The following is a 22,884-nucleotide window of genomic DNA, read 5'->3' as shown; positions in this document are numbered from 1 at the left end:
TCATTATAACAAATAATATAGGGAAAAATGCAAGCCTTTGCATACAATTCCTATAGAAAAAGACAGCTGAAGAATTCAGCTGTCTAATATTAACGATCGGGGTCTTTCGGATGTAATACGATCGGTCTTCTGTTCTTTAGAGGCATAGGAATTCTTAAGATCACATCTCTGATCGCTTTTGGGTTGAATGGGATAAACGGCCAGAGATACGGTATATGAAAGGATTTGAACGATACAAAGAATAATACAGCTAATGTAAAGCCTATTATATATCCGGGTACACCTAACAATGCGGTTAAACCTAATAAAGAAAGCCTTAATAATCGATTTGCTAAACTAAGCTCATATGTAGGAGTAGCAAATGTCCCAATTGCTGCTACTGCTATATAGAGTACGACCTCATTTACAAATAAACCTGCTTCGATCGCAACTTGTCCGACCACTATTGCTGACACTAATCCTAGTCCGGTGGAAACCGATGTGGGAGTATGTATAGTAGCCATCCTGAGCATATCCATACCCAACTCGATGATCACAAACTGCAAAAACAAAGGAACGACACCAATTTCTTCAGGACCTATGAATGATAAGTTCACAGGTAAAAGTTCCTTGTGTACGGAAAATAGATACCATAACGGAAGCAAGAATATCGAAATCCACACAGCTAAAAATCGCACAAATCTTAAATATGCTCCAACTACAGGTTTCTGCCTGTATTCTTCTGCATGTTGCAGATGATGCCAAAATGTTGTTGGGGTAATCAAGACAGACGGAGATCCATCTACATAAACCAAAACATGGCCTTCAAATAAATGAACCGCTGCTGTATCAGGTCTTTCTGTATATCTCACTAACGGATATGGATTGAGGTGACGGCCGCAAATAAATTCTTCAACCGTTTTCTCACCCATCGGAAGTCCATCTGTATCAATTTTTTTCAATGAGTCCTTAATCCGGTTAACAATATGCGGATCTGCAATATCTTCAATATATGAAACACATACATCAGTCTTAGAGCGTCTTCCAATATTCATGTACTCCATTCGGAGTGAACGATCACGCACTCTTCTTCTTGTAAGTGCGGTATTGAACACGATCGTTTCAACAAAACCATCTCTTGCTCCTCTTACAACACGCTCAACATCCGGTTCTTCAGGTCCTCGAACCGGGTACGTTCTAGCATCGATTTGAAGGATTTCCGAAACTCCCTCAACGATTAAAACTGTGGGGCCACTTAATACCCAATCGATCCCTTGATTAAGATCATCTGACGTAGAGATTTCTATATAAGGCAGATAGGTCTTCATCAGTTTTACAAGTGGATCCGGATCTAATTGACCTGGTTCAAGATCGGCTAGCAACTTCATTAAATAATGAAGAATATCATCTTTAACGAATCCATCAACCATAAATAAAGCCATTCTTCTTCCGGCATATTCTAAGTCAAGGTGTATGCAATCAAAACTGATGTCCACGCCTAATTGGTTTTTCATATATTCAACGTTTTCATCAAAATTTGTTGAAAGAGGTTGTTTTTTTGGCAGATAAGACATTTTTTCATCACTCCTCTGCCTATCATCCTTCACTTTCTTTTCCTGTTTCATACCTTGGTGAACTACGATTATTCTAGAAGCCATCATAAGTTCAACTTTGGAAGGACTAGACAGAAAAAAAGAAAAACCCCTAGCTATGGCTAAGGGGCTGAAGGCTAAACTAGAGGAGACTTCAAATAAGTGTGAATAAGCTCTGCTGTATTTTTTAATGATTTGATATGTGTTCGCTCAAAAGCATGAGATGCATCGATCCCAGGTCCGATCAGGCCGTGCACAATATCGGCTCCAGCGCGAATGGCTGCTGTTGCATCTGAACCATAGTAAGGATAGATATCAACTTTATATCCGATATTATGTTTTTCTGCCAAACCAACAAGATGTTTTCTTAACCCATAATGGTAGGGTCCACCAGAGTCTTTTGCACAGATACTTACAGTAAATTCGTCTGTTGCCTGACCATCACCGATCGCACCCATATCTACCGCTAAGTACTCCACTGTTTCAGTTGGTATGTTTGAATTACCGCCATATCCGATCTCTTCGTTATTACTGATCAAAAAGTGGGTCGTATAAGGCAGCTTGGTTGATTGAGTCTTCAATTGTTTGATCACATGCATTAAGATCGCAACACTAGCTTTGTCATCTAGATGACGCGACTTCACAAACCCACTTTCTAATTGTTCGAATCTAGGATGGAAAGAGACAAAATCCCCAACAGAAATCCCCGCTTCTTCAACATCTTTTTTAGAATGAAACTCTTCATCTACGCGAACTACCATGTTCTTTTCATCACGCTTTAGTTCATTCATTCCTTTGTAAACATGAGCAGCTGTTTGGTGCATCATAATCGTGCCGTTGAACACTTTTCCTGAATTCGTATGTATTGAACAATATTCGCCTTCAATCGTATTCCAGTAGAACCCGCCGATTAAGTCTAATTTAAGACGGCCATCGCCTTTGATCTCTTTTACCATAGCACCTAACGTATCAACATGAGCAGTCAGCAGGCGGTGTTTTGAATCATTTTCACCTGGAATGGTCGCGATGACAGCACCTTTATTGGTTGTTTTATATATCACCTGATTTTCTTCAAAGAATGATTTCATAAAATTGATTGCGGCTTCTGTATTCCCAGATGGGCTTGGGATATGTACGAGTTTTTTCAAATAGCTTACGATCTCTTTTGTTTCAACTTCCATTAATCTAACCCCTCTCGATTAACCGCTCCACACGTTTTCTTTAACTCAGGCCTTCTAATTTGGACAGGGTTGCATAGAATTTAGGAACAAGTTGTCCGAAAGGGAGGCTGATTTGTATGAAGTGGAAAATTTCAATTTATCTGTTAATTATTATACTTGTAATAGGTATCATCTACCAGCCGTTTGTAAAAAAAGAAGCACGCGAAAGCATTACTTTCTTTCCATTGGATAGTACGTTCTCTTTTAAAGAAGCAGAAACGAAGCTTTCCTTCTTAAATGGTACTTCATCAAATTATGACTTATTTTGGAAAGTGAACTCAATTACTTCTGAACGTGTTTATCTCAGACAAGACATGGCGATGATTTTCGAGAACGGAAGGCTTAACAATAAGATGACAGAGTGGAAAACCTCTGCAGATGCAATTGACCTTGAAAAGGATGTTTTAAGTTCGATACCGGGGCTTTGGGAGGCCATCTCCTATCATCAAGGAGAAATCCATCTTAGTGAGGAGAAATATCGTTCTGTACAAAGAATGAGTAATGATTTTTTATATGCAGCAAAACTTGGTCAATCGTTCTCAGGTTTTAAGATTCCTAAGGATAGCACTGAACGAAAAGCTAAAAATGATCTGGATGAAAAAACAAATAAATATCTGCAGCAAACACTTACACAAACAACAAACTTCTATCAGATAAATCTCGATGAATATAACGTGATCTCTCTAGAGTCGTTAACTGACTTTAACAACAAACCGCTATCTGGGTTCTCTCTATCTAAAAGTCAGGAAATTATCGGGAAGCTCTGGGAAGGATTATACAAAAATTATTTTTTAGGAATTACTACAAAGAATGGACAGAGAATAAGTCCGATCGGAAGTTCAATGCCTTTCATCTTAATCAGCAAAGACAAAAAATATCTATTCGTTCTATTCCAAACAACGAATGGGGAGAACATCCAGCTCATTCAATATATCTCATGATGGCTTCTACTATTTCATCGCTTGAATAACAGTTATAATGAGGAACTTTGTCATTCGTTACATCAAGCATCGAAGGATTCCACCAGATAGCAGTCCACCCTGCTTGGATAGCTGGGACCATATCTAATGAATATGAGTCACCAACATAGCAGAAAGCACTTGCTTTCACATTTTTTCTCACAAGATGGAAGATTTCCGGACTAGGTTTAGCTACATTTATTTCCGATGAAATATAAATTTGTTTTTCAGGAATATCGAGGTTTAGATGCTTTATTTTGTTTCTCTGAACATCAGCTTCTCCATTAGAGATGATTCCGTACATGATTTCATTATGTTTTAAGATTTGAATCATATCCTGTATCCAAGGATAGAGTTCTACAAAATGGTGTATATTTCTTTCAAAACGCTGTTGATATCGCTGGACCTCTTGTTCATTAACATTCCTTATTCCTACTGCACGCAAAGAAGATGACAGACGTTTTTTTTGATATTCTTTTCGGGTGATCCATGCTTTTTCATAAGCCTGCCAATAAAAATCACAGAACGTTTTATAATGAGGAAACCATTTTTCTTCTAACTTGTTATTTTGCTCACCTGAAGAAAAGATGGAACGAAATGCAAATAAAGAAGCCTTCTTAAAGGAGGCTTCATAATCGAACAGCGTATTGTCTAAATCAAAGAAAAATGCTGCTTTTTTCAATCGCATGGTCAAATGATCTCATCCATCATTTTAGATCGCAGCCCTGGAAATGACATGGCACTTCCAACTAAGAAACGACGAATTAAGGGATTGCCGAGAGCGCTGTTCATCAATCGGTATCTCATTCTATAACCGAGCGCAATAGCAAGGAATATCAAAAAGCTTTTAATCACGAATCCTTTCATGTAAAAAACCTCCTTGCTACTACTTTCTGTTTGGAATGCGATTTTTATTCGTCTCGTAGATTTAAAAGATCCTCTTTTGTATTCACATTTTCAAAAAAGTGAGCCTCTTCTTTTCGCACTTCTATGTATTTCGTATTTTTACGGCTCAATAAAGATAAAACCTTTAAGTTATCCTTCATTAAATTCTCTTTCATTTCATGAAGACATGATCTCTTGTATATACCGTTAAGTGGGTATACTTTTCCGTTTAATACCGGTACGATGCAATCATACATCGGATGCTCAAAAGCCGTTTCCAACCATTTTTTATACATACCGCTACTCATTCTAGGCATATCACAAGGGGTGATCAAATAATAATCTCCCTTTGTTCTCATCATCGCACTGTATATTCCCGCTAAGGGACCTTTACCTTTAAAAGATTCAACATCGGAAATTATCTCAACAGAATGAGAATGCTTTCGCTCTAAACTCCCTATCCATTCTTTGCGAACGACAGCTACAAGCTCATCTGAAAATGGAGTGATCGTATTCAGGGCTTTTTCAAAAAAAGTAGCACCGCCCCATTCAGCGAACAATTTCGGACTTCCAAACCTTCTAGACTCCCCGCCTGCAAGGACAACGCCTATCACCTTCAACTTATGATCCATATGTATAAACCTCCCGCAATCAGACCTCCAATAATCGTCGATGAAAAATTCACAAGGTTGTTTGTAAAATACGCAGACCCAAATACTTTTACCGTCTTGGCACCACAATGAACGTGGCTTTCGGTTTCTCTTTTACAGATGGAACAAACGTACTTTTGTTCAAACCAAGCCCCAAAAAGGGTATCTGCAACGTTCCCTAAGAATCCAGAGATCGCAATACACATCAGAATGGTAATCGTTGTGTCATAAAGAAAATAAAAGCTAAAGCCTATTAATAATGCTCCTGTCGCTGCTGCCGTTGTTCCCAGGCTTGATACTGCACCTGATAAACCAGGTTTAACCTTCTTCCACTCTTTAATATGAAATGGTCTTCGTTTTGAAAGGACACCGATCTCTGAAGCCCACGTATCTGCTGTAGCTGTCGCAAAGGTAGCCGCAAACACGATAAGCCAAACAGGATCTGAAAGTGTCAGGTGACCTATTGCTGCTAGTAGAGCTGCTCCACCATTGGCAAGCACTTGCCAAGCAGACCTTCCTTTTTTGTCTTCGGTGTGCGATGCGTCTTGATCCTGCTTTTTATCTTTCTTCCATTTTGTCAAAAGGGTAGAAGTTATGAAAAACAGACCGAGTATGATCAAACCTTGCCAACCGAATGCTTTATTTATGATTACTCCCAATATAAACGCGATTACACTTCCTGCAATCGTCAGCCATTTGAATAAAGCTGACATTATGGAAAGAAGAGCGATACCCATTAGTAAAAAGATCATCTACTTAAACCGACCATCTTCCGTAATAATTTTATCTACTGGAATATCAAAGTTTTCATGTGGAACGGATGTCGTTGTTTGCAATGTATAAGCAAGTGAAAGTTTTGATCCAAAATAAGTTTGTAAGTAGCGATCGAAGTACCCGCCTCCATAACCGATTCTGTACCCTTCACGATCAAACACAAGACCTGGAACGATAATCATATTCATTTGAGATGCCACTACTCTAGAGGTAACTTCTAACTTAGGTTCATAAAGATCCATGTATACATTTTCTAATTCTTCAAATGAACGAATTTCTCTGAACTCCATCTGTTTATTTTTAGAGTAGCACTTTGGCACAGCGACAGTCTTTCCTTCCCTCCATGCTTGATCTATGATGTAAGATGTATCGAGCTCAAATCCTCGCGAGACTGTAATCCCAAAACAATCAGCTGTTTTCCATTCGTCTGTCTGAAATAATAGATTCGAAACCGCTTTACTTTTTGCTTTCCTTTCTTCTTTTCCCATTGAGAGCAGTACTTTCTTTAACTCTTTTCGCCATTGTATTTTATCCATGAATTAAACACCTCTATAACGTGATCTATTTATCTTATCATGGTTCGATTGCATGAAAAAACGCCTGATCCCTCATTTGCATGGGTCTCAGGCGCTTCTACGTGAAATTACTTAGTTTCACGGTGAACTGTGTATTTCTTTAAACGCGGGCTGTATTTTTTAAGCTCTAAACGGTCTGGATTCGTACGCTTGTTTTTTGTAGTGATGTAGTTACGATCACCAGTTTCAGTACAAGCTAAAGTAATGTTTACACGCATTGTTGTTTCCCTCCACATCTTTACCAAAGTACATTATCATGGTTACTAACAGTCATATTCTCTATTAAACCATACCATAACATGATAACAAATTCTTTTCTAACGAGCAAGTGAGTTTTGCGAAAGTTTCTCATAGACTTTTGTATATTCTTTTAGAACATCAATAAAAGTAGCATGTGACCAAGTGAGAGGGGCTACGGATAAAGCTTCCCCTGTAAACGGATGAAGCTGCTCAGGTAAGACACCTGTAGAAAAGCTATGCTCATGAACCCAGCGTAAAATTTCATGTGGACGCTCTAGATCTTGAAGGGATTTCGCACATTGAACATACCATTTAGCAAGCCATAACGTGCAAATTAACCAAGGGTTCCCAGGAGCTCTTGTCATGTCATGCGTTTGCTGAAAATAATAGTCATTTGTATATCTCGCAATCCCGCCCACACCCGATTTAATGCTCAACTCTTCATTCATCTGCTGCATCGTTCGGACAATCCGTTCATCATCAGCAGGATATACGCCGAACGCAAAGAGAGCATACATGCTGGATTCCATCGTGAAATCCTTTTTATATGCGTTATCATCCAACAGATAGATACCTCGTAAAAATCTTCCTGAATCTTCATCATACAAATGCTTTTCCATTCCTGCTTTTATTCGGTCTGCACCCTTCTTATACCTCTCTGCTCGATCATCCTCACCAAAGAGCGTCGCGAATGAATATGCAGCCATTAGACCACCATACACAGAGCTTGTTGTAAAAGTAAAGATACCTCTTCTTTCTTCCCAAAGATCATAAGAAGGCAACGGCAGGTCCAGCTCTTCTTGCATATATTGAAGCAAGAATCTTGCACTCGGACGAACTAATGACCGATAGAGAGATTGAGCAAACTCAATATCTCCTGTTTCTTTATAATGTTCCCAAAACGCCCAAAGTACAAGTGCAGTTTCATCCTCTTGGATTGGAAGCTGGCTTGACCCTTCTTTATCGATCATTGGATGCCACGATGATCCAATCGAACCGTCAGGGTTATACTTATGATGAAGATATCCCTCTTTTGTTAGAACATCTGCACATCTTCGATAGAAGTTCTTCACCATTCCATGAAAGCCCGCTTTTGCAACAGCAGCAGCGATTAACGCCCCATCCCTCGGCCACATATAACTGTAATGGTCTCGGTTATAATGCTGAATGTCAGAATCATTAGCCGCTATGATATAACCGTTCTCGTTGGTCTGTGTACGAATGATGAGTAAACTTCTATTATATAGATCAAGAAGTTCATCAGAAAGGTTGCATGGATTGATCTTTGTTTTGTTTACCCATCTCCTCCAGTAAACATCGATCTTATCTAGCGTTAAGGATGGACCGATCTCCATGAGGTAATCATAGAGCGAAAAGACTTCTTCTCTACTTTTCCCAACGGTTAAAGCATAGTTAACGTCTCCTTTTCCATGTGGCGGAACTATACCTTGCACAGAGAAAGTGCTATCCACAGATCCTTGAGCGATAGGATTCACATGAAGATGGCCATCTTCTGCATCTCTCCATGTTCCTTCTGCACTTAAAAAACGTTTAACACCTGTTGTGTACTGGTCGATCCCTTTTTGATCGAATGAAGCTGCGAACAAAAAGTACCGATTCTTTTTATAATGGATGATCACAGATTTTTCGGGATCAAAATAGGCTGTATCTCCCACTTCATTTTCATAAATAGAAAGATCTTGGTGAAAGAAAATTTTGATCCTTTTTTCTTCATGTGATTCGTTTAAAACGGTAATTCTTCGCATGAACATATTTTCTCTCTGATGAACGGCATCTTCAATCTTCAGCGTTATGCCTTCCTTTACGTTTTTGGCGTATGAGAGCGTAACGAGCGAGTCTAAATGATAACCTGGCTCGATCACCCATTCCTTTGAAGAAAGCCAAGAAAAGGAGCCATTGATACTGGCTCCTAGACGGTTAACGTGTCCTTGGACATGATTTTGCTGACCGACATAAGGAAAATAGATGTCTCTGATCTGCAAATATTCATCTAAATTGATCAATAATTTTCCGTTTCCTAAAACCAAATGTCTAGGCATCTGTTACACCTGCTGATATAACTGAATTTTTTCAATGTATTGTAATGCCGCTTGTTTCGCTTGTTCAGGATCCGTATTCTGAGAGTACACGGTAAAAACAGGCTGTTCTACGTCTGGAAGGATAAGTGTCCATCCTCCTTCAGGATGAAAAACTTTAATCCCATCAAGCAATTCTACATTATTGTCACGGATATCCTCCATCAGTCTGCGCATTACTCGGCCTTTCTTATCTTTTGGACAAGGTACATATTCTCTTAACATATGCACATCAGGAAGCATATTGACGAGTTCAGATAGTGTGATCTTCTGCATCGCCATGATCTCTAAGATATGAACAAATGCATATTGAGCATCGTATTGATAATTTAGAACACCATCTCCTACTTCCATGATTGAACGCGGGTTAGCTTTCGTACGGATCAGCTTACCTTTTAAACGCTCAGCAATGGAATCTAAAGCAGATGATCCATATACAGGGATAGCCATCTCCTTTTGCTTACCTTGCGAAAATGCTGTGAAAACGTAGAGAGCAAGCATAGTCTCTTCATCCAACACTTCCCCAGTTTCTGTAATGAGACGCAATGTTTCACCCGCTTCTCCGATTAAAACACCGATATTGGCATTTGTTACTCTTACAAAAGATGCCATTTCCTCTGGCTTCGTCTGATATGGAGCGGTGAGGATCTCACAGTTCAATCGATTATATAGATTAGGAATAAAGTTAAGGTACGGCTGGTGATTGTAATTTACCACTACTCTAAACTTAGCTTCTTGAATCCCTTTTTCTTGGATTTCTTCTAGTAGAGCAGAAATGTAATCTTCATGTTTGTTCGCTTGAACAGCACCTTTTCCGATACGATCAAATGAAGCACGTCTATAATCTTCCTGCCAATAGGCATTCTCAATCTTTCTTTCAAGATCAGAATGAATCGGAAGTCCTTTGTTATCATAGAATTCGATCATCAGTTGTTTTTCTCCCGTAGGGTTCGAGAACCTTACGTAAACACCGCCTTCTAAACGTTCTTCCTCGATTGAGAAACGAACGACTGGTGCAACTGTAGGGCTAATATCAACCGTATGAACACCAGAAGAATGAAGTCCTTGGATAAAAGATTGTTTAATCATAACTGAAAAGTCATGTGAATCACTTGCGATGATGATCTGTGACCCATAGGGAAGAACAGCTCCATAGGCTGATGCAAGTCTTGCAATATAGTCTGGTGTGATCTCAACGTTTGCGATTCCAGAGACGCCTCTAGAACCAAACAAAGATTTTGTAGCTTTTTTTCCCCATACGATCGAAGTGTGAACAAGAGCTTCTTCGAAGATCTCTTTTTCTGGCCAGATCTTTACATCTGGCTTTAAGGTAGCGTTTCTACCAATCGTACAATGGTTACCAACTACCGCATGTTCAAAGACAGAAGCATCTTTTTCTACTTTCGTACCGTTTGCGATCGTTGCTCCTCTTAATTCACACTGATCTCCTACAAAAACATCGTTCCATAGAACCGTTTTCTTTAAAGAGCTTCCAGTGCTTACTACACTATTCTTTCCAACAACAGATAGTTTTCCGATATGAGAGCCCTTCCTGATCACTGCTCCATCTGCAATGCTGACAGGTGCTTCGATCACAGCTCCATCTTCAATAAAAACATTTTCACCGATCCAAACACCAGGCTCTTTTTCCTCTCCTGCAAAAGGTAGATTCACTAAACCGTTCAACATATCATAATGCGATTGACGATACTGCTGAAGGCTCCCGATATCAGACCAATATCCTTCTGCTTGATAACCGAACAAATTTTTATCTTCTTTCATAAGCAGCGGAAACAAATCTTTACTAAAATCAACTGGCACATCTTTTTCAATATATTGGAACACTTCTGGTTCGAGTACATAGATGCCTGTGTTTACCGTATCACTAAAGACTTCATTCCAGCTTGGCTTCTCAAGAAAACGAATAATCTTTCCTTCTTGGTTAGTCATGATCACACCATATTCTAGAGGAGAATCTACTTGTTTCATAAAGATTGTTGCTAGAGACTCTTTATCTTCATGAAATTGAATTCCTTTTTCAAGGTTGAAATCTGTTAATGCATCACCTGATATCACAATAAAACGCTCATCCAAAAATTCCTCAGCATTCTTAATGGAACCTGCTGTTCCGAGAGGAGAATCTTCAACAAAATAATGAAGGTTAACACCAAAGCTGCGGCCATCACCAAAATAGTTTTTAATTACGTCTGGTAAGTAATGAACGGTAACGGCGATATCAGTGATCCCAAATTTCTTAAGAAGTTCGATACCATACTCCATAACAGGTTTATGAAGCATCGGCACCATCGGTTTTGGCATATTGCATGTAAGAGGTCTTAATCGTGTTCCTTTTCCACCAGCCATAATTACACCCTTCATTAAACGATACCTCCCACTTTTGATGTTTTATTTTTTTCTATCGTATAGAGTTCTGCAGTCTTTTCAGCAATAGAATCCCAACTGAAAACGGTTCTAGCTATTTCTTCACCGCTTTTTGCCATTTCTAGGCAATGATCACGATTGCTAAGGATATATTCTACAGCCCATACAATACTGCCTGGATCGTTAGGGTATATTTTTAGCCCTGTCCTTTCATGGTCAACAATTTCTCTTAATCCACCCGTATCAGAAACGATGGTCAGCTTCCCTGCGGCCATCCCTTCAAGTGCAACAATGCCAAACGGTTCATAATGACTCGGGAAAAGAGCAGCATCTGCTTTTGCAAACCATTCATTTCTTTCCTCATCGCTAACGAATCCTGCAAGATGAACATATTCTTCAAGATTCTTCTGTTTGATCATTTCTTTTAATTCATCCATTAACGGACCTTTTCCAGCAATCACAAACCTGACGTGTTTGCCCGAATTCCTTAAAATATCTGCAGCCTCTATAATCGTTTGAAATCCTTTTTCTCTTACAAGCCTGCCAACCGAAAAAAGAAGAAGGTCATGATCGTTTTTATCTTCTATAGAAGGACTTGATTGGAATGTGATCTGTTCTGGATCTATACCGTTTGGTAGAATCGTTATCTTTTCTTCCGGAATACTAAAGACCCCAGTTAACTCATTCTTCATATAGTCACTGCATACGATCAGACTGTCTGATCCATCCATCAGTTCCCATTCTTTCTGATTGATCTCGTATTGAAGGGGTGATGTAATCCCATTGTTTCTTCCATGTTCTGTTGCATGAATCGTGGTGATCAACGGAATGTTTAATTCTTTCTTGATGGCTAGTGCCGAAACGGAGACAAGCCAATCATGAGCATGAATGCAATCAAAATCAAACTTATTTGCTAATGCCAGTGCTTGTTCAGTGATGGCCATATTCAAACTTCCTGTCCAATGGAAAAACGACTCAAAATTTGGCTGTTTCCTAGCAACTCGGTATACATGGACACCATTATTTACTTCGTGTTCTGGATATCCCGGAACAGAAGAAGTAATAACATATACCTCTGATCCTTGCTCCACCAATTTTCTTGATAGATCAAATACATGTCTTGCTAATCCACCCACTACCATAGGCGGGAATTCCCATGAAAGCATTAATATTTTCTTCTTGCCTTCAGCTTTTTGTTCCTTATAGTGGGAGGCAACGTACTCATCATGTTCATTCTTAAAAAAGTGCCACAAATCGTTTGTAAGCATGAAGGGGTATTGGTTTTCAAACTCTGCTATTTCGTTTGGATGATATGTTTTATTTTCAATCGATCGATACAGTTCATTAAAGTTCTCGATATGCTCTTGAAACCTTGAATTTGCATATTCTGCAGCACTGTTACCTTCAATGATAAAAGCCCAATCAGAGCTGGCAGCAAGCATCCATTCACGAACCATCTGATCTGCATATCGTTCAACAACGATGTTTGGTTCTTCATGTGAAAGACGTGCCGCGAGCTGGACCAGCTTTCTTTCACAATGATGCAAATGTCTATACATCCAAGCATTTGATTCGTTCAGCCATACTTCACCTGTTTGGTTTCTGCCCCATGTTGAAAAGCATGGTCTTACAGTCTCTAGATCTTGATAATGTCTTATTAAAAATTCTTGAGGTGTGATCCACGTGATGTTTTGTTCTGTTGAAACTTTCATGGATTGAAGTAAAAATTCTGGTCCTTCAAACCACCAGTGTCCAAATAGTTCTGCATCAAATGGTGCAGTTATTAATTGAGGAGGGTAAGATTGTTCGTTGGTATGTAGATATTCTTTAATACGATGACAAAAATCATTAGCATGATTCTGTACTTTATTTAATGCCCAGTCTCTTTGGTACCAGTCTTTGTTCTCCGTTTCCCCAGTTATTCGCCAATACTTCAAACCTGTATCAACTCGAATTCCTTCCGGATGTATGAAGCTCTTTATATATTCGTTCTCCCGTTCATAAGCAACATCTCGATAAAACTCTCGATAATCAAAATCACCCGGATAACCAACAGAAGAATTCCATATCGTTTCTGAGATGCATTGATTTCGTGAGAACAGTGCCACCCCATGTGGAGAATAAACAGGTGCTCCAATACCTTTTGATGGAACAGGCTTACTTCGAAGTAAAGTTTCTTCATCTACAAAAGTAAACTGTATACCCGCATCAGCTAACGCTTTATCTATACCGGGAGAGTAAGCACATTCTGGTAGCCAGAATCCTTTAGGCTTTTCACCAAAATACTTTTCAAAGGTTTGAACGCCCGCAAAGATTTGAGCTTTAACTCCTTGTTCAGTTTGAACATAGGGAAGGAATGCGTGGGTTGCAGAGGAAGTGATGCAATTAACCTTCCCAAGTTTCATATAGCGTTTAAAAGCATCTGTAACTTTACAATCGAATTCTTGATACGTTTCCATGATTCTTTTATATCGTTCTTCGTAAAACGCGATAATCTTTTCTTCTTCTTTATTTGAGGAATGTTTTTTTTCTTTTTTAACAAGTTTTATCGTAAGGTCTAAATGTTCTAAATAACGTTTTTGAATGACTGGATCGTTTAATAACTCCAACAAAGGAGGTGAGAATGATAAGGTCCAAGACAAGGCTTCAGGCTGTTCTTCGAGTACCCATAACAACGGGATATATGTCTCAGTAAGTGCCTCAAATACCCATCTTTCCTCTAATCGATTCGCTTCTTTATGCCTCACATAAGGAAGGTGAGCGTGCAAGACTAATGAAAAATACCCGTTAGACATGTTTTACTCTCCTATCTAATTTTTTGATAATATGAATAGGTTGAAAAGTTTTCTCGCCATTCAGGCTGATCAACAATTTGATGCTTCCATCTGTCAATCTTCTCATCATGCAAACTGTTATACAGTGCAGGACTCGTCTCAGCAGGATTTGATCTTAACAGAGTAAAAAAACTGCCATCAAATGTTTGTGTACCAATATCAACGATATAAGTTCTTCCAGGTTCTAAGGATTGAAGGAACCAATTGTTGGTCATCGGAGGTAGCACTACCTCAAATGTTCGATGAGCATTATGGCCGAAAAAGTTAATGTCAGTTACGTCATATATTTTTAATATCGAAGGAAGGTCTTCCCATTTTGTGCGGAAATGATGTTCTGCCATCTGTTTTGTTGATTCCGAAAAACTCCAATACGCATACAAACTATCTGAAGTCCTTGGCATCAGATGGACATTAGCCTCTTCATATTCAAAAGGCATCGTCCACTTCTCTTCCTTAAGAACGGGCTGAGATGGTAGTTCATCATTCGATGGCGTTTGCTGCTGCCGGTATTTATTCCAGCGATACTGAACCTTTCCTAAAGACATGTTCATTCTTTGTGCGATCTCTTGAAGAGTTAAGCCATTTTCCTTTAGTTTCACAATATCTTCGATCAAGTTCATCACCTCATCCTAATCAATTATTCTAATAAACGTTTTTTTATTACCGTATTTTTTATAATCGTAGCACTGGATATTTTTATATACAATGTGTCAAAAAAGTCGAAAAATGGCGCTTCCTTACCCCACTTGAGATTTCCGAATATGTAAAGTTTTTGTAACCGGTTTATCTCTCTGATAATTCTGTCTATTTGACAAAGTAAGACAAAAAACGTCGTTTTCACTTAAGTCTGTACTACTAATACATTCCGATTACTTGAGAAAATAGTCGAATTGTAGTAATTTGTGTAAACTTTTGCGAAAAAACCTATACCACAGCAGAATACTATGTTATAAAAGTAAAGGGTATAGCTTTAAATTAGGGAGGATATTATGGAGTTTGCTATTTTTGGATTGTTACTAGTAGGTGTTATTCTTTTGATTCTTTCCTTTAGAAAAAACAAGGAAGCTTCAGTTGAAACACAGCTCGAGAACTTTACTATTCAGTTAATGAAAGAGATCTATCAAATAAAAAAGAAACTAAAAGTTCTTGAAGACGAAATGATGATTAACGATAAGAACTAATTTGTGAGGGGTAATAAGTATGACAAGCAAAAACCTTCGCGGATTTTCAGCAGGTATAATCCTTTCAACAGGAATTTTGGCTGGTTTTTATTATACGGCTGATACTGATAAAACTTCTGAACTATCAGAAGAGTCGGTAGCTCAATATCTTTCTGAAAAAGGCGAATTAGCAATTTCAAAGGAAGAGTATACTTCACTTAAAGACACTGAAACCGCTGCGGCTCCGGTTGCAAAAGAAGAACCTAAAACCGCGCCTCCAAAAGAGGAAGAAAAAGTGTATCAGATGACTTTAACGATCACTCAAGGAATGAGTACTGGAGAAGTATGCGACCTTCTGCAAAAAGAAAACATCATTAAGAATAGCGATGAGTTCTTAAAATATTTGCGTACGAACAATTTAGAAGGTGCAGTAAGAGCTGAATCTCATCAAGTAAACAGTAAGATGAGTTTTGATGAGATCGCGAAAGAAATAACAAGTTCATAATTCTACATAAAAAAGAGCAAGCGCTGAATTTATCAGCGCTTGCTCTTTTTATTTGGCTGTTTTCGTAAGCTTTGTTGCTTTTGGAAGTGTTGATTTCCGTTCCAGGCTGCTCGCTTTCTACGGGGCAGGCGCTGAGCCACATTCGTACGTTTCACTCTTAAGTGTCTCAGCTGCCCGCCTGTCCCGTAGGAGTCTCGCACCTTCCACTACAATCAATTAGCAAAGGTGACAAGGAGTTCAAAGCAACAATCTTTTAGAAAAGAGCGTTTTATTTCAAGTAGTTTTCATAAGATAAATAATGAATGTATCTTAATCGTTTAAACCGTATCTTTTTCCTTTTACTAAAAAGATAATGCTCTCTGCGATATTTGTAGCGTGGTCGGCTGTACGTTCGATATATCGGCACACAAACAGAAGCTGACTGATCTGAGATAGATGTTCAGGATTTTTTGTCATAAGCTCTAATAGTTCTTTTATGATTTTTCCGTACGTTTCATCTACTTCATCATCAAGTTCCGCAAGTTGTTTAGCTAGAGCAACATCTTCTTCCACATATGCTTTTGTAGCAGTTGTAAGCATAGCGATCGCATGATGGGCCATCTTTGGAAGCTCTTCAAGAGGTTTTATCAGTTCTTGCTTGCCGATGCGAATCGTTGATTTTGCGATATTCACAGCAAAGTCAGCCATTCTTTCAATATCGGATGAAATCTTGATCGCAGCAATTATTCTTCTTAGATCAGATGCTACTGGTGCTTGTTTAGCGATCAATAGAATGGCCATGTCGTTGATTTCATCTTCAAGGACATTGATTCGATTATCATTTTCAATAATCTGTAAAGCTTTATCGAGATCTTGGTTCTTTAATGCTTCGACTGAAAGCTCTAACGCTTCCTCTGCCAATTTAGAAATTTGTACGATCGCTTGTTTCATCTCTTCTAACTGAAGCTGAAAATTTTCACGAACAACCATTTATCTCACTCCTAATCTCTTTGATTAACCGAATCGACCTGTAATATAATCTTCTGTTCGCTTATCCGATGGATTTGAGAACAATGTGCTCGTATCTGTATATTCTACTACTTCTCCATTAAGGAAGAATGCCGTGCGATCTGATATACGAGCTGCTTGTTGCATGTTATGTGTAACAATAACGATGCTATAGTCTTTTTTAAGCTCTTGCACGAGCTCTTCCACTTTTAACGTTGAAATCGGGTCTAGAGCAGATGTAGGTTCATCCATAAGAATAACATCTGGTTCGATCGCTAAGCATCTTGCAATACATAAACGCTGTTGCTGACCACCTGATAAGCCATAAGCATTCTCGTTAAGACGGTCTTTTACCTCGTCCCAGATCGCAGCGCCTCTTAAGCTTTTCTCTACAACTTCATCTAACACTTTTTTATTCTTAATCCCATGAATACGTGGGCCATAAGCTACATTTTCATAGATCGATTTAGGAAAAGGATTTGGTTTTTGAAACACCATTCCAACTTGAGTACGAAGTTCCTCTACCCCGTATTTAGCATTAAAAATATTCTTATCTCGATAAACAATTTCCCCGGACATACGTACGATTGGAACCATTTCAACCATTCTGTTCAACGTCTTAATGAAAGTTGATTTACCGCAACCAGATGGTCCGATGATAGCAGTAACCTGCTTTTCAGGAATATCAAATTTAATATCTTTTAATGCATGATCCTGTCCGTACCATAAGTTTAAGTTATTGATCTTAAAAACAGGTGTGAAATCCTGTTCTTTTTCATTCTTTGGAACAATTTGTTTATTGATTGTAATATCCATGTTCTCGTCCTCCTACTCTCTATTAGAAGCGTTTATGAAATTTATTTCGGATTAATACTGCGATTGAATTCATAATCAACAAGATAATCAACAAGATGATAATTCCACTCGCTGCAAGCATATGGAAATCTTCTTGCGGTCTGCTCGTCCAGTTGTACAGTTGAATTGGTAACACTGTAAACTGCGAGAATATGTTTTCTGGAACGAACGCTACATACGCTAACGCACCTAAAACTAATAGTGGTGCAGTCTCACCAACAGCACGGGATAAAGCTAGGATCGTTCCTGTCAAAATCCCAGGAAGCGCTGCAGGGAACACAATTCTTCTGATTGTCTGCCATTTTGTAGCACCCATCCCGAAAGAAGCTTCTCGAATTTCTCTCGGCACAGTTCGGATCGCTTCTTGTGAAGCAACAACGATTACAGGAAGAATTAATAGGCTCATCGTCAAACCACCTGCAAGTACACTTGATCCTAAGCCAAGAAGACGAACGAAAATCGTTAGACCTAATAATCCGAATACAATTGATGGTACACCTGCTAAATTTGAAATATTTATCTGAACAAATTTTGTAAAAGCGTTCTTTTTCGCATATTCTTCAAGATAGATTGCGGTTCCGACACCCAGGATAAAAGAAACCGGTGCTGTAACAGCCATTACCCAAATAGTACCGAGTAGCGCAGCCCATATACCTGCACGTTCAGGCATTCGCGATGCAAAATTCGTAATAAAATCCAAGCTTAGATATGGTAAGCCTTCTGATAAGATTCTGTAGATTAATACTCCTAATACGAGTAAAGAAAAACAAGTTGCAAGGATAAAAAGGAATTTAGCAAAACCGTTTGCTGCTAATCTCGTTCCCATTCTTTTTTTAACAGATTCTTTATTGATTAATGGCATTAATATTCCTCCCTAAACTTGCGGGAAATGAATTGAGCAAGTAGATTCATGATTAATGTAAATACGAACAACGTCATACCTACAGCATAGATACTATAATAGATCGTCGTACCATAGCCCGTGTCCCCTTGGCTGACCTGAACGATATATGCGGTCATCGTTTGGATCGACTCTGTTACGTTAATATCTGCTGTTGGTCTAGAACCCCCTGCAATGGTAACGATCATCGTTTCACCGATCGCTCTTGAGATTCCTAGTACGAACGACGCAATAACTCCTGAAAGTGCCGCCGGAAGTACCACTTTCATTGCCACTTCAAAACGTGTTGCACCAAGAGCCAAAGCACCTTCTCTCATAGAGTTCGGAACAGCATTCATCGCATCTTCAGACAATGAAGCAATCATCGGAATGATCATGATTCCTACTACAATCCCTGGACTTAGTGCATTAAAGATTGAAATTCCGCCTGGAATGATTTTATCCAATAAAGGTGTAACGAAAGTCAGAGCAAAGAATCCATAAACAATTGTAGGGATTCCCGCTAATACTTCCAAGATAGGTTTAATAATTTTTCTGGTTTTTGCTGATGCGTACTCACTTAAATATATAGCTGCAGCAAGACCTATCGGGATAGCGACAACCATAGCAATCGCTGTAACTGTCAGCGTACCCATTATAAGAGCAATGATCCCGAAGTCTGCATTTTCGTCAGATGTAAAAGGAAACCATCGAGTATTAGTAAAGAACTCAACAATTGAGATTCGGTTAAAAAATGTAAAAGTTTCTGTTAACAATGTAAAGACAATACCTATTGTAGTAAAGATAGATATGATTGCACAGATTAAAAAGATTTTTGGAACTACCTTTTCCATTACCGCCGATTGACTTCTTGAAGACTTATTCTCCTGAATCATAGAGCGGATTGATTTTTGGTTTGTTTTATCTCTGGACACCAACAAGACCTCCTATAATTCGACAATACTAAACAGGTGAAAGGTGAGGAGATTCCTCGCTCCTCACCTTTGTTTATGATTCTTATTCCTCTATTTCAATAAAGGACAATTATTTACCTGCAAGCTCATCCAGCTTTTTCATTTGCTCTTCGTATTTTTCCTTTGGAAGAGAAACGTATCCGATTGTATCAGATGATGCTAGCTCTCCTGCATTCTCAAGAGCAAATTTTACATACTCATAAACCGCTTCGTTATCTTTTAATGATTTGTTGTTAACATAAGTGAACAATGGACGAGAAAGTGGAGCATATTCTCCAGACTCAATTGTTTCAGGAGTTGGCTCGATTGGGCCGTTGCCTCCATCAACCGGAACTGCTTTTAACTTATCTTTATTCGCTTGATAATATGCGTAACCGAAGAATCCAATCGCATCTTTAGAACCAGATACACCTTGAACGAGTACATTATCGTCCTCTGAAAGTTGAGCATCACGACGCATAGGCTCTTCTTCAAGAATTACTTCGTTCCAATAGTCGTAAGTACCAGAATCAGTTCCTGGAGAGAAAACTTCAATTTTTTCTTTAGGCCATCCTTCACGTACATCAGCCCATGTTTTTGCTGCATCTTTTTCAAGGTAGATCTTTTTTAGTTCATCCACTGTAAGGTGGTCGATAAAGTCATTATCTTTACTTACAACTACAGATAATCCGTCTTTTGCAAGTTCAAATTCTGTAAATTCAATTCCTTTTTCTGATGCTGCTGTTTTTTCTTCTTCTTTAATTGGACGAGAAGCATTGGAAAGATCTAGCTCACCACGCACAAACTTTTCGAATCCGCCGCCAGAACCAGAAACTCCAACTGGTGCTTGCACATCAGGATTTGCAGCTTGGAACTCTTCAGAAACAGCTTCCATGATTGGGAATACTGTGGAAGATCCATCAATTTTGATTTTTCCGCTAAGATCTCCGCCGCCAGCAGCTCCTTCTTCACTCTTGTTTCCACATGCTGCTGCGAAAACTAGGATTAGCGACATTACTGCTAAAAGGTACACAGACTTCATTTTCTTCATCTTGATAGGTCCCCCTAAAATATGATTATTTCGTCTTATCATGTTAGAGAAGTTTTTCTCAGGTCATGACCCCTTTTTAAAGCTTGTTTCTTTCTTACATGTTCTACATTAAACCTCCAATGTGAACTACGTTTTAATGAATTGTAAAGGTATTGTTAAGACTGACTTATCCATGAATATGTTATTAGTCTTTGCAATCGGATTTAATCTATACAAAAAAGAACCACGCCCCAATTAGCGTGATTCTTCTTGATTTTCTTCTATAGGATCAGACTTTGTTGGTATTCCTTCTTTTTTCATAGCGAAGTAAGCATCCAAAGCACCTTCAGCAATTTCACTATTCGTATTTCCTTCCTTAATATCGGGAACTACAACAGCAAATGCTACTTCTGGATTTTCATAAGGCGCATATCCGATCAATGTTTTGTTAACGATTCCTGTAGCTTTATCGATCTCAGCGGTACCTGTTTTTCCTGCTGGGTTATATTCTTTGTTCTTAAACTTCCAAGCCGCGGTACCGTTATTACCATTCATCACTTCATAAAATCCTTTTTGTACAACTTTAATGTGACTAGGTGACATCTCAAGCTTGTTCAGAACGTTTGGCTCAAAACGATATTGAAGCTTTCCTAATTTATTTGGATCAACGGATGGCTCTCTCACCTCTTTCAACAGGTGCGGTTGCATCCTTAATCCGCCGTTCGCAATGGTTGAAACATATTGAGCCATCTGCATCGGTGTATACGTATCAAACTGTCCGATAGAGAAGAACATCGCTTGGGAGAGTTCACGGCTCATTCCCGTATTATACCCGGTCGCTTCAGAAGGCAGGTCAATTCCAGTTGGGACACCAAGCCCGAACTGGCTATATGAGTTCCTTAAGATTTCAAACGCTTCTTGAACTTTGTTTTCATTAAATCGTTTGTTTGAATAATCGTACCCTGCAAGTTTCATGGCAATATGCCACATGTACACGTTAGATGAGCGCTCTAACGCTTCTACAGCATCAACCGGTCCCATACTTTCATGTGATTTTAAAGATCGTCCATCTCCAAATGTAAGTGGTGCATCATTTATTACGGTATTTGGTGAAACGACACCTTGTTGTAAGCCAGTGAGTACAGTGGCTCCTTTAACGGTCGAGCCCATCGCATAAGAATGATACACGTTACCAAAGGGAATGTCTTTAAACTTTCCTGTCTTTCGGTCATATTCTTTTGCGGCCATTGAAAGGATCGCACCCGTATTCGGATCCATCATTACAACATAGGCACTGTCTAATTTACTGTTGTCGTATGCGTTTTTACCTCGTATGGCATCTTTTAATTTTTCTTCAATGACTTTCTCGACTTCTTGCTGAAGACTCATGTCTACTGTTAATACAAGATCGCTACCTCTTGCTCCTTCTTCCTCAACTGGATCTCCAACTGGGTTTCCTTTTTTATCGGTTACGTATTTAATCTTCGTTTTCGTACCGCGGAGGAGTGATTCATATTGTTCTTCAAGAAAACTCGTTCCGACCATATCATTACGATCGTTTCCTCGAGAAGTATAATAATCCATTCTCGATTTAGGAATTTGCTTTACTTGGCCAAATATATCTCGGAATGAATTCTTAAACGGATATGAGCGTTCAGCATCCGGCTTAATGTCCACTCCTTCTAACTCAGGTAAGTGTTCACTGATCATCGCAATCTCTTTTTCAGTAGCTCCGATCTTTATACGTTGTGGAGATAGAGTATATCCTCGGTCCATCTCACTTTTTATGGCCAACACTTCAAGTTCTTTTTCAGAAAATGAGTTAATATCCTCTTCTGTTACCTTTTCTAGCATTAAATCGTATAGCTCTTCTGGAGGTGTATCTTTCTTCTCCTCTTTAGAGATTCTTGACTCTACTTGCTTTTCGTTTAGAAAAATAAAATAATCTTTCTTGTCTCGTTCAGTCAGCTCATCTGTTCCCTTATCGATCAGATCGGCTAACTTCAGTGCCAGCTGATGTCTTTCCTCAGCATCAGCTTCTTGTGTTCTCGTATATGTAATTGAGAAAACAGGTTCATTATCAACAACTACGCGATAGTTAGCATCTAGCATCTTGCCACGCGGAGCATCCAGTTTCGTTGTTACATTTTCTGTTAAATAAGCTGTGCGCTGATATTCCTCTCCTTTTACGATTTGGACATAGCCTAAACGGAGAACTAGAACAGAAAAGAGAAAAAATACTGATATGAACAGGGCATTGATTCGAATCGGAACATGATTTTTCTTCTTTTTATCTTTTGTTTTCATAATATTATCTCCCTTTAAAAC

General features: G+C 38.8%; 21 protein-coding genes. 3 read left to right on the top strand and 18 right to left on the bottom strand.

All coding sequences use genetic code 11. From position 1 onward, the window contains the following. Positions 1-89: 89 nt before the first annotated feature. Both H9648_RS10690 and H9648_RS10685 read right to left on the bottom strand, forming a co-directional pair. Positions 90-1,553 carry a spore germination protein gene (locus H9648_RS10690; RefSeq protein WP_191753833.1) on the bottom strand — a complete coding sequence of 488 codons (1,464 nt, stop codon included), beginning with the start codon at positions 1,551-1,553 and terminating at the stop codon, positions 90-92. Positions 1,554-1,708: 155 nt separating this feature from the next. Beyond that, positions 1,709-2,752 (bottom strand): M42 family metallopeptidase, encoded by a 1,044-nt coding sequence (locus H9648_RS10685; protein ID WP_191753832.1) that lies wholly within the window; start codon positions 2,750-2,752, stop codon positions 1,709-1,711. Between the two features lie 116 nt (positions 2,753-2,868). Between H9648_RS10685 and H9648_RS10680 the strand changes: the two genes are divergently transcribed. Then, positions 2,869-3,732: a hypothetical protein gene (locus H9648_RS10680; protein ID WP_191753831.1), complete on the top strand. Its 864-nt coding sequence runs from the start codon at positions 2,869-2,871 to the stop codon at positions 3,730-3,732. Here H9648_RS10680 and H9648_RS10675 read toward each other — a convergent pair. From H9648_RS10675 to H9648_RS10630, 10 genes are all read right to left on the bottom strand, one after another. Continuing rightward, positions 3,713-4,438 (bottom strand): HAD family hydrolase, encoded by a 726-nt coding sequence (locus tag H9648_RS10675; protein WP_191753830.1) that lies wholly within the window; start codon positions 4,436-4,438, stop codon positions 3,713-3,715. The genes H9648_RS10680 and H9648_RS10675 overlap by 20 nt on opposite strands. 2 nt (positions 4,439-4,440) lie before the next feature. Further along, complete coding sequence (locus H9648_RS10670) at positions 4,441-4,617, bottom strand: hypothetical protein (RefSeq protein WP_191754092.1); 177 nt, start codon at positions 4,615-4,617, stop codon at positions 4,441-4,443. 44 nt (positions 4,618-4,661) lie between these two features. Next, positions 4,662-5,267: a molybdenum cofactor guanylyltransferase gene (locus tag H9648_RS10665; protein ID WP_191753829.1), complete on the bottom strand. Its 606-nt coding sequence runs from the start codon at positions 5,265-5,267 to the stop codon at positions 4,662-4,664. Further along, entirely contained in the window at positions 5,252-6,037 is a 786-nt protein-coding gene (locus tag H9648_RS10660) for a DUF92 domain-containing protein (RefSeq protein WP_191753828.1), read from the bottom strand. The genes H9648_RS10665 and H9648_RS10660 overlap by 16 nt, the downstream gene beginning before the upstream one ends. Next, on the bottom strand, positions 6,038-6,595 hold the full coding sequence (locus tag H9648_RS10655; RefSeq protein WP_191753827.1) for a 5-formyltetrahydrofolate cyclo-ligase: 558 nt from the start codon (positions 6,593-6,595) through the stop codon (positions 6,038-6,040). It abuts the gene before it with no gap. 107 nt (positions 6,596-6,702) lie between these two features. After that, a complete protein-coding gene (gene rpmG, locus H9648_RS10650; protein WP_066242361.1) occupies positions 6,703-6,852 on the bottom strand; it encodes a 50S ribosomal protein L33 in 150 nt (49 codons plus the stop codon). 99 nt (positions 6,853-6,951) lie between these two features. After that, entirely contained in the window at positions 6,952-8,934 is a 1,983-nt protein-coding gene (locus tag H9648_RS10645) for a glycoside hydrolase family 15 protein (protein WP_191753826.1), read from the bottom strand. A gap of 3 nt (positions 8,935-8,937) precedes the next feature. Beyond that, on the bottom strand, positions 8,938-11,349 hold the full coding sequence (locus H9648_RS10640; protein WP_191753825.1) for a sugar phosphate nucleotidyltransferase: 2,412 nt from the start codon (positions 11,347-11,349) through the stop codon (positions 8,938-8,940). Continuing rightward, positions 11,349-14,147 (bottom strand): 1,4-alpha-glucan branching protein domain-containing protein, encoded by a 2,799-nt coding sequence (locus tag H9648_RS10635; protein WP_191753824.1) that lies wholly within the window; start codon positions 14,145-14,147, stop codon positions 11,349-11,351. The genes H9648_RS10640 and H9648_RS10635 overlap by 1 nt, the downstream gene beginning before the upstream one ends. Positions 14,148-14,158: 11 nt before the next feature. Beyond that, positions 14,159-14,806 (bottom strand): DUF4912 domain-containing protein, encoded by a 648-nt coding sequence (locus tag H9648_RS10630; protein WP_191753823.1) that lies wholly within the window; start codon positions 14,804-14,806, stop codon positions 14,159-14,161. 369 nt (positions 14,807-15,175) lie between these two features. Here H9648_RS10630 and H9648_RS10625 point away from each other — a divergent pair, with 369 nt between their 5' ends. Both H9648_RS10625 and H9648_RS10620 read left to right on the top strand, forming a co-directional pair. Next, complete coding sequence (locus H9648_RS10625) at positions 15,176-15,367, top strand: hypothetical protein (protein WP_066396184.1); 192 nt, start codon at positions 15,176-15,178, stop codon at positions 15,365-15,367. A 19-nt stretch (positions 15,368-15,386) separates the two neighbouring features. Continuing rightward, positions 15,387-15,851, top strand: coding sequence for a hypothetical protein (locus H9648_RS10620; RefSeq protein ID WP_191753822.1), 465 nt, complete (start codon positions 15,387-15,389; stop codon positions 15,849-15,851). Positions 15,852-16,160: 309 nt separating this feature from the next. Here H9648_RS10620 and phoU read toward each other — a convergent pair whose 3' ends face one another. From phoU to H9648_RS10590, 6 genes are all read right to left on the bottom strand, one after another. Beyond that, a complete protein-coding gene (gene phoU / locus H9648_RS10615) occupies positions 16,161-16,820 on the bottom strand; it encodes a phosphate signaling complex protein PhoU (RefSeq protein ID WP_191753821.1) in 660 nt (219 codons plus the stop codon). Positions 16,821-16,844: 24 nt separating this feature from the next. After that, complete coding sequence (gene pstB / locus H9648_RS10610) at positions 16,845-17,654, bottom strand: phosphate ABC transporter ATP-binding protein PstB (RefSeq protein WP_191753820.1); 810 nt, start codon at positions 17,652-17,654, stop codon at positions 16,845-16,847. 22 nt (positions 17,655-17,676) lie between these two features. Beyond that, positions 17,677-18,555, bottom strand: coding sequence for a phosphate ABC transporter permease PstA (pstA, locus tag H9648_RS10605; protein WP_191753819.1), 879 nt, complete (start codon positions 18,553-18,555; stop codon positions 17,677-17,679). Next, on the bottom strand, positions 18,555-19,511 hold the full coding sequence (pstC, locus tag H9648_RS10600) for a phosphate ABC transporter permease subunit PstC (RefSeq protein WP_370568626.1): 957 nt from the start codon (positions 19,509-19,511) through the stop codon (positions 18,555-18,557). Before pstC ends, pstA begins: the two co-directional genes overlap by 1 nt. Positions 19,512-19,617: 106 nt before the next feature. Then, entirely contained in the window at positions 19,618-20,577 is a 960-nt protein-coding gene (locus H9648_RS10595; protein WP_191753818.1) for a PstS family phosphate ABC transporter substrate-binding protein, read from the bottom strand. 234 nt (positions 20,578-20,811) lie between these two features. Next, positions 20,812-22,863, bottom strand: a complete 2,052-nt coding sequence (locus H9648_RS10590; protein WP_191753817.1) for a penicillin-binding transpeptidase domain-containing protein — start codon at positions 22,861-22,863, stop codon at positions 20,812-20,814. Positions 22,864-22,884: the final 21 nt, after the last annotated feature.

The organism is Fictibacillus norfolkensis (assembly GCF_014836645.1).
GTDB lineage: Bacteria > Bacillota > Bacilli > Bacillales > Fictibacillaceae > Fictibacillus > Fictibacillus norfolkensis.
The sequence above is the reverse complement of the archived record's forward strand: the minus strand, read 5'-3'. Positions and strand labels throughout refer to the sequence as shown.

Bases quoted from the DNA above. Each gene is read 5' to 3' on its own strand.
- H9648_RS10690 (WP_191753833.1), bottom strand. From the start codon at position 1,553: ATGTCTTATCTGCCAAAAAAACAACCTCTTTCAACAAATTTTGATGAA.
- H9648_RS10685 (WP_191753832.1), bottom strand. From the start codon at position 2,752: ATGGAAGTTGAAACAAAAGAGATCGTAAGCTATTTGAAAAAACTCGTA.
- H9648_RS10680 (WP_191753831.1), top strand. From the start codon at position 2,869: ATGAAGTGGAAAATTTCAATTTATCTGTTAATTATTATACTTGTAATA.
- H9648_RS10675 (WP_191753830.1), bottom strand. From the start codon at position 4,438: ATGCGATTGAAAAAAGCAGCATTTTTCTTTGATTTAGACAATACGCTG.
- H9648_RS10670 (WP_191754092.1), bottom strand. From the start codon at position 4,617: ATGAAAGGATTCGTGATTAAAAGCTTTTTGATATTCCTTGCTATTGCG.
- H9648_RS10665 (WP_191753829.1), bottom strand. From the start codon at position 5,267: ATGGATCATAAGTTGAAGGTGATAGGCGTTGTCCTTGCAGGCGGGGAG.
- H9648_RS10660 (WP_191753828.1), bottom strand. From the start codon at position 6,037: ATGATCTTTTTACTAATGGGTATCGCTCTTCTTTCCATAATGTCAGCT.
- H9648_RS10655 (WP_191753827.1), bottom strand. From the start codon at position 6,595: ATGGATAAAATACAATGGCGAAAAGAGTTAAAGAAAGTACTGCTCTCA.
- rpmG (WP_066242361.1), bottom strand. From the start codon at position 6,852: ATGCGTGTAAACATTACTTTAGCTTGTACTGAAACTGGTGATCGTAAC.
- H9648_RS10645 (WP_191753826.1), bottom strand. From the start codon at position 8,934: ATGCCTAGACATTTGGTTTTAGGAAACGGAAAATTATTGATCAATTTA.
- H9648_RS10640 (WP_191753825.1), bottom strand. From the start codon at position 11,349: ATGAAGGGTGTAATTATGGCTGGTGGAAAAGGAACACGATTAAGACCT.
- H9648_RS10635 (WP_191753824.1), bottom strand. From the start codon at position 14,147: ATGTCTAACGGGTATTTTTCATTAGTCTTGCACGCTCACCTTCCTTAT.
- H9648_RS10630 (WP_191753823.1), bottom strand. From the start codon at position 14,806: ATGAACTTGATCGAAGATATTGTGAAACTAAAGGAAAATGGCTTAACT.
- H9648_RS10625 (WP_066396184.1), top strand. From the start codon at position 15,176: ATGGAGTTTGCTATTTTTGGATTGTTACTAGTAGGTGTTATTCTTTTG.
- H9648_RS10620 (WP_191753822.1), top strand. From the start codon at position 15,387: ATGACAAGCAAAAACCTTCGCGGATTTTCAGCAGGTATAATCCTTTCA.
- phoU (WP_191753821.1), bottom strand. From the start codon at position 16,820: ATGGTTGTTCGTGAAAATTTTCAGCTTCAGTTAGAAGAGATGAAACAA.
- pstB (WP_191753820.1), bottom strand. From the start codon at position 17,654: ATGGATATTACAATCAATAAACAAATTGTTCCAAAGAATGAAAAAGAA.
- pstA (WP_191753819.1), bottom strand. From the start codon at position 18,555: ATGCCATTAATCAATAAAGAATCTGTTAAAAAAAGAATGGGAACGAGA.
- H9648_RS10595 (WP_191753818.1), bottom strand. From the start codon at position 20,577: ATGAAGAAAATGAAGTCTGTGTACCTTTTAGCAGTAATGTCGCTAATC.
- H9648_RS10590 (WP_191753817.1), bottom strand. From the start codon at position 22,863: ATGAAAACAAAAGATAAAAAGAAGAAAAATCATGTTCCGATTCGAATC.